Annotated in this window: 6 protein-coding genes; all 6 read right to left on the reverse strand. The window is 33.7% G+C overall.

The genetic code is table 11. The features are described 5' to 3' along the window. Positions 1–46: 46 nt before the first annotated feature. Positions 47–388, reverse strand: a complete 342-nt coding sequence (locus M2326_RS17250; protein ID WP_264620790.1) for a hypothetical protein — start codon at positions 386–388, stop codon at positions 47–49. A gap of 214 nt (positions 389–602) precedes the next feature. Further along, positions 603–1,286, reverse strand: a complete 684-nt coding sequence (locus M2326_RS17255) for a hypothetical protein (protein WP_264620791.1) — start codon at positions 1,284–1,286, stop codon at positions 603–605. Between the two features lie 23 nt (positions 1,287–1,309). Further along, positions 1,310–1,594 carry a hypothetical protein gene (locus M2326_RS17260; RefSeq protein ID WP_264620792.1) on the reverse strand — a complete coding sequence of 95 codons (285 nt, stop codon included), beginning with the start codon at positions 1,592–1,594 and terminating at the stop codon, positions 1,310–1,312. A gap of 68 nt (positions 1,595–1,662) precedes the next feature. Next, positions 1,663–2,037 carry a hypothetical protein gene (locus M2326_RS17265; RefSeq protein ID WP_264620793.1) on the reverse strand — a complete coding sequence of 125 codons (375 nt, stop codon included), beginning with the start codon at positions 2,035–2,037 and terminating at the stop codon, positions 1,663–1,665. Between the two features lie 174 nt (positions 2,038–2,211). Next, a complete protein-coding gene (locus tag M2326_RS17270) occupies positions 2,212–3,543 on the reverse strand; it encodes a restriction endonuclease subunit S (protein WP_264620794.1) in 1,332 nt (443 codons plus the stop codon). Beyond that, positions 3,536–5,158: an HsdM family class I SAM-dependent methyltransferase gene (locus M2326_RS17275; RefSeq protein ID WP_264620795.1), complete on the reverse strand. Its 1,623-nt coding sequence runs from the start codon at positions 5,156–5,158 to the stop codon at positions 3,536–3,538. The genes M2326_RS17270 and M2326_RS17275 overlap by 8 nt, the downstream gene beginning before the upstream one ends. Positions 5,159–5,779: the final 621 nt, after the last annotated feature.

Consider the following 5,779-nt stretch of genomic DNA (forward strand, 5'->3'; position numbering starts at 1 on the left):
AAAAGAGAAAAAGATTTAATTTTCTTTTCTCTTTTCTGAAAAAAAATCATCCAAACGGCAACTTCCAAATGTTGCATTTATTAATTGAATCTAAGTCTTTAATTGTTGTACCTCGTAAAAAAACAGTAATTATTAACTTCCTATCCTCTTCTTTAATTTGATTCTTATCTACAATTACCTGATTTAAAGCAATTTCATCTCTAAAATCTATTAAGGTCTGAATCATACTATCTAAGTTGTTTGGGTTTATTAAAATAGAGCTTTTTAATTCATTACCGATATTCTGAATGATTTTTACATATTCTATCCCAGATTCTCTTTTGTAAATCTGAATAAAATAGTTACTCTTTTCAAACTGTAATTTCTTTGATCTAACAAGTTCATCCATAAAACTCAATAATTAAATTGATACTATCTTCTTTAATACATTTTAAGCTGAAACTAAATGTACTAAGAATTATAAAATAAAGCTATCAAAACGCAACTATTTACTACTCATCATTACGTGGTGAATGTATTACAAAAGATTAATTAAAAAATGCTAAGTTAGTTACCCATTTATTTGGTATCCGTTTTAAAGATGGATATTTTTTTTACCCAAATCATTCCTTAAATTCTTGGGGGTTATAAAAACTATCACTCTGAAAATCACAATAATTTTCATACGTTTTAAGTTCCTCAACAAGTATTTTTAATTTTTGTAACGTTTCTAAATATTGATTTTCTTCAAATTGAAAAGTAACTTTTTGATGGAAGTTTTCATTAAACCAATAAAAATTATCCCAAACCACTCTTCCGGACTCTTTTTTTATGTGCATACTGACATTAGAACAATTGATCACACCACAGGAATGGGACAAAATAACTATTTTTTCTTGTTTTTTATCTAAATAAAAATCGTTCAAATCGTTCACCGAAATTTTTTCGCCTTTTAAAAAAAGGGCTTCCAAATCTAAATGCTTACTTGCAAGTACGCAAAAAGTAGCTTTTAAACTTAAACCAACCATTTGATGTTTATAATCGACTGGTGATACATTTTTCGGGAAATTATGATAAAATAATTCTTCTTCTTCAATACTTTCTAAAGGATAAATTTCAAAATTATACGAAGATACGATAAACTCATTCTTCTCTATTTCATTTAAAAAAGAATTGGCAATATGCTTTACTACAATGCAATCATAAAGTGGCACATTATTGATTAACAACGTAACAATAATTTCGCTATTATTTTGCTGCAAACAAAAATCTAATATAGCAGTCTCTAGTTGATTAGCGTCCTCCATATGTATAAAAATTTAATTCCTATTTAATCCCTAATCTCCATCACAAACTCCTCAATCATCCATTCCTCTACAACAACACCTTCAACAACTCTTTGCATCTTACAGCCCAAATCATCATAAAAATAATTAAAAGCAGTAACGCCTTTCATTTTCAAAACGCCTTGCTGCTTATCCTCTTTCAAATTGACCCGCCAACTTCTTTTTAAACTTTTAGAATAGAAACATAAATATTGAGGTATCTCTCCTGTTCTCTCAAAAACAGACCTATTCCCAATTTGAAGGGTTAAAACAAAATCTTTATTCTTCATATTTCCCCTTGGTTGTACAACTATAACTTAATCATGTATCAAAATAGCCAATTCATTTTTAAACCCATTTACAATAAAACACTATCTATCATTGCATCAATTCGTTCTTTTTCATACGCATCACAATTTTTTCCACCAAGTAAAGTATACCAATCTTTTTGACGTACATTGTTGTATAATTTAGCTTTTACTTTTTGTAAAACAAGTTCCAAATCGAAAGCAATTGTTGTAGAAAGAATTCGCAAAAACAAATTCAATTCAAGTTTAAAATCAGTTCCAGCGATTACTTGAACATCATTTGTTTTTTGAATTACAAAATCCTCAATTAATTCATAATAAAAACGAAACATTGCAATATATTCTTGTTCTTCTCTATCAACCAATAAATCAAAAATGGTGTCCTTTTCAATACTTGCATCACCATAATTTTCTTGTCTGTACAATTGACAGCTAATAGCTTTTGCAGTAATCCGTAAGATTATCTTTTATATCAATGTTATTTATGATGAACTTAAATACAGCTGTTTCTTCGATGCTTGCTTCATCAAAGTTTTCATGTTCAAATTTTAATTCATTTAAAATGGATTCAATTATTGTAATTTTTCTACTCATCATCTTTAACTTTTGTTTCCATAACTTTCCCTCGGTTCCGCAACCATATCCAGCTCTTCGTCAACTTCTCCAACCCTAACTTGACCATTCATCAACATAGGCAACAACCAATCACGTAGTGAGGCGAGTTGTTGGTTTTCTTCTTCTAGTTTTACTTTCTTTTCTAAAATTGGATGTATTATACTATCTAACTTTTTAATTAAATCAATTGGTGGAATTGTTATTCTACTTTGCTTCAAATGGTCTTGCGTAATATGTCCCATTGTAGTTTTTCTCAATTCTGCTTGCATTTTAAAATGTTGCAAATAATTAAGTAACTCGTAATAGTAATAACTATTTGGATATTTATTAGAAGTAACTTTAAAGATATGCTGATTTAGAGCTCCTTTTCCTCCAGTCCAAATTTTTACATCTAAAGTCGCCGACCAAGAAAACAAAATATCTCCATTATTAATAACAACTCTTTCAGGAATAGTTGTACTAACAAATTCAGAATTATCAGTAAAACCAGAACCCATTTCACGAATTTTAATTACTCGATAAAAATCTTCATTTTCTTTAGGTCTAAATTTTTGACAAGCTAAACCATTTGTAAAATTAGCTACATCTAATAAACTTTTCACTTCCCACCCCTCAGGAATCTCCCTTTTCAACTCTTCATTATAAACCATTTTACCACCAGAAGATTTGTATGGCTTTCCATTGGCATCAGGCTTGTCCTGAGCGAAGTCGAAGGGAAAATCAAATTGTACAAACCAATAATCATAAAGCGTTTTTGCCATCGCTTCCAACTCCGCATTGATTTTATTGTTGAGTTCAATTTTTTGATTTAATGAGTATAATAAATCACCAGCTTTTTTTTGCTCATTAAAATCTGGAAGTATTAATTCCAAATAGGAAAATATTTGTTCATTAAGACTTGCTCGCAAAGTCATTATGGAATTATTAGTCATTGTTTTTCTAAACAAATCACTTCTTAAATAAAATGCTAAATACTTATCATAAGTAACACCGTTTTGATTTGGTCGTAACCTTTTCAAAAACCCACTGTAAGAAGATGAGGGATAATCTTTAACTGCAACACAGCTCATTCCTAATTCATCTAATGTTTCACTAGTTCTAGTTAATAAAATATCACCTTTTTTTATAGAATATATTTCTTTTTCTTTTTCTGAAATATCCATGAATTCTGTTAGAACTTCAGGCAAAAAATAGTTGTTAAAAACTGTTTTGAAAGAAACAAATTGAGAGCCATGCCCAGCTTGTTCAGGTTTTGATGAAATACCAGAACTCATTTTATACAAATCACTGAACTTATAAACTTTAAGTTTACTCATACTTCAACCCCTTCAAATTAGACTGAATTTCCTTTTCCAAGGTTTTACTTTCGCTGAAAAGCGCCTCTAAATTGGTAGTAAAGCTTTGCATTTTTGCTTCAAATTCGGCTGCTGTGATATCCGTATATTCAATTTTTACTTCAAAATATTGTCCTGCACTCAAGGAGTAGTTTTTGGCTTTGATTTCGTCATAAGAAACCACTACTGAGAAATCGTCAACGGCATTTTTGGTATTAAAAGTGTTAATGATTTTGTCTTCTTCAACAGCACTCAAAATGGTCTTTTGGTTCTTGCCTTCTTTGACCGTTGTTCCTAAGTTGGAAGCATCGATCAAAATGACATCGCCTTGGTTTAGTTTGTCTAGAAACAAGATCGAAACATTGGTTCCTGTAGTCGCAAAAATGTTAGAAGGCATGCTCACCACTCCCGCAAGCATTTTGCGCTCTACCATTTGCTCTCGTATTTTGCGCTCAATTCCACTTTGGGCCGTAATAAAACCTGTAGGTACAACGATCGCCGCTTTCCCTTTAGTAGTAAGCGAATACATAATGTGTTGTACAAACAAAGGATAAATGGCCATCCCTTCTTTTTTGGCTTTGGGTACATTGGGCATCCCAGCAAAAAAGCGTTCGTGGTTTTCTTTACTGTCCAAATCGGCTACATAATCAGAGAAATCCAATTTGAATGGCGGGTTGCTCACAATGTAATCAAACTCTTGTAAGCGTCCGTTTTTGTCTTTATGATACGGGTCTAGAATGGTGTTTCCCTTTACAATATTGGGTATCGAATGCACCAAATCGTTCAAGATTAAATTCAGTCGCAATAAGTTAGACGACTTTTGAGAAATATCCTGAGAATAAACCGTGCATTTGTCCTCGCCAATCTCGTGAGCCAAATTCATTAACAACGTTCCTGAGCCCGCACTTGGGTCATAGATGGTCGCATTACTTACTTCGCCTTGTACGAGGCAACGTGCCATGATTTTGGCTACGGCATGCGGGGTGAAATATTCGGCATACTTTCCACCGCTATTGCTGTTGTAATCTGAAATTAAATATTCGAAAATAGTAGCGTAGAAATCAAACTTTTCATGAAAGATATTTTCGAAACTAAAGTTGACTAGTTTATTAATGATCGCTTTACAAAAATCATCTCGCTTGTCGGTTACATATTTACTAATGTTTTCGAACAAGACTATTTTTTCGCCACCTTCGGTAATTACCGAGAAGATATCGCTGTTATTTTTTGCGATATCAATTAAGGTATTATCGAGAATATCGGCAAATTTAGGTTCGTTTTGCCTATCAAACAAAGACGAAATCAATTGATCAGGATGAATGGTTGCGGTGCTTTCGCTCATTTGCATGCTTAGCATTTCACGGTCATCGGTACTCAAGGCTCTAAAAGCTTTTTCCCAATCGTCTGCCGCTGCAATAGAAGCGTCTATTTGTTTTACCTCGTGGACAAACTTATCGTTTAGGAATTTATATAAAAATACTTGGGTGATAATCTTAAATTCGTTTCCGTCATTTCCCAAACCATAATTGGCACAAACGCTTTTTAAATCGTCAATGAGGCTTTTGGTTTGTGTTTCAAACTGTGATGTTGTATTCATTATAATTTGTTAGTTCTTTATTTTTTTATTTCTATTTTACTGCCTCGCTGATCCCTTCGGCTATCGCTTAGGCTGACAAAGACGTTAATTTAATACAATGTCTCGCTGAGCCCTTCGGCTATCGCTCAGGACAAGCTTAAGTCGAAGCGTGTGCGCTATTGATAAACTTTGCTCATAACCTCACGTGGCCTTCGACTCCGCTCAGGCTGACAAATGCGCTAATTGAAAACGCTGTCTCGCTATGCCCTTCGGCTATCGCTCAGGACAGGCTTAAGTCGAAGCGTGTGCGCTATTGATAAACTTTCCTCATCACCTCACGTGGCCTTCGACTTTGCTCAGGCGGACAAATGTGCTAATTGAAAATGCTGTCTCGCTGAGCCCTTCGGCTATCGCTCTGGACAGACTTAAGTCGAAGCGTTCTTGCTATTAACAAACTTTGCTCATCACCTCATGTGGCCTTCGACTTCGCTCAGGCTGACAGATGTGCTAATTGAAAACGCTGTCTCGCTATGCCCTTCGACTCCGTTCAGGCAGACAAAGACGTTAATTGAATACAGTGTCTCGCTGAGCCCTTCGACTATCGCTCAGGACAAGCTTAAGTCGAAGCGTGTGCGCTATTGA

The organism is Flavobacterium psychraerolatum (assembly GCF_025960985.1).
In the GTDB taxonomy this organism is placed as follows: Bacteria; Bacteroidota; Bacteroidia; order Flavobacteriales; family Flavobacteriaceae; genus Flavobacterium.

What these genes read in the sequence shown, in the direction of transcription:
- M2326_RS17275 (WP_264620795.1), bottom strand. Translation starts at nt 5,158, where the DNA reads ATGAATACAACATCACAGTTTGAAACACAAACCAAAAGCCTCATTGAC.
- M2326_RS17270 (WP_264620794.1), bottom strand. Translation starts at nt 3,543, where the DNA reads ATGAGTAAACTTAAAGTTTATAAGTTCAGTGATTTGTATAAAATGAGT.
- M2326_RS17250 (WP_264620790.1), bottom strand. Translation starts at nt 388, where the DNA reads ATGGATGAACTTGTTAGATCAAAGAAATTACAGTTTGAAAAGAGTAAC.
- M2326_RS17260 (WP_264620792.1), bottom strand. Translation starts at nt 1,594, where the DNA reads ATGAAGAATAAAGATTTTGTTTTAACCCTTCAAATTGGGAATAGGTCT.
- M2326_RS17255 (WP_264620791.1), bottom strand. Translation starts at nt 1,286, where the DNA reads ATGGAGGACGCTAATCAACTAGAGACTGCTATATTAGATTTTTGTTTG.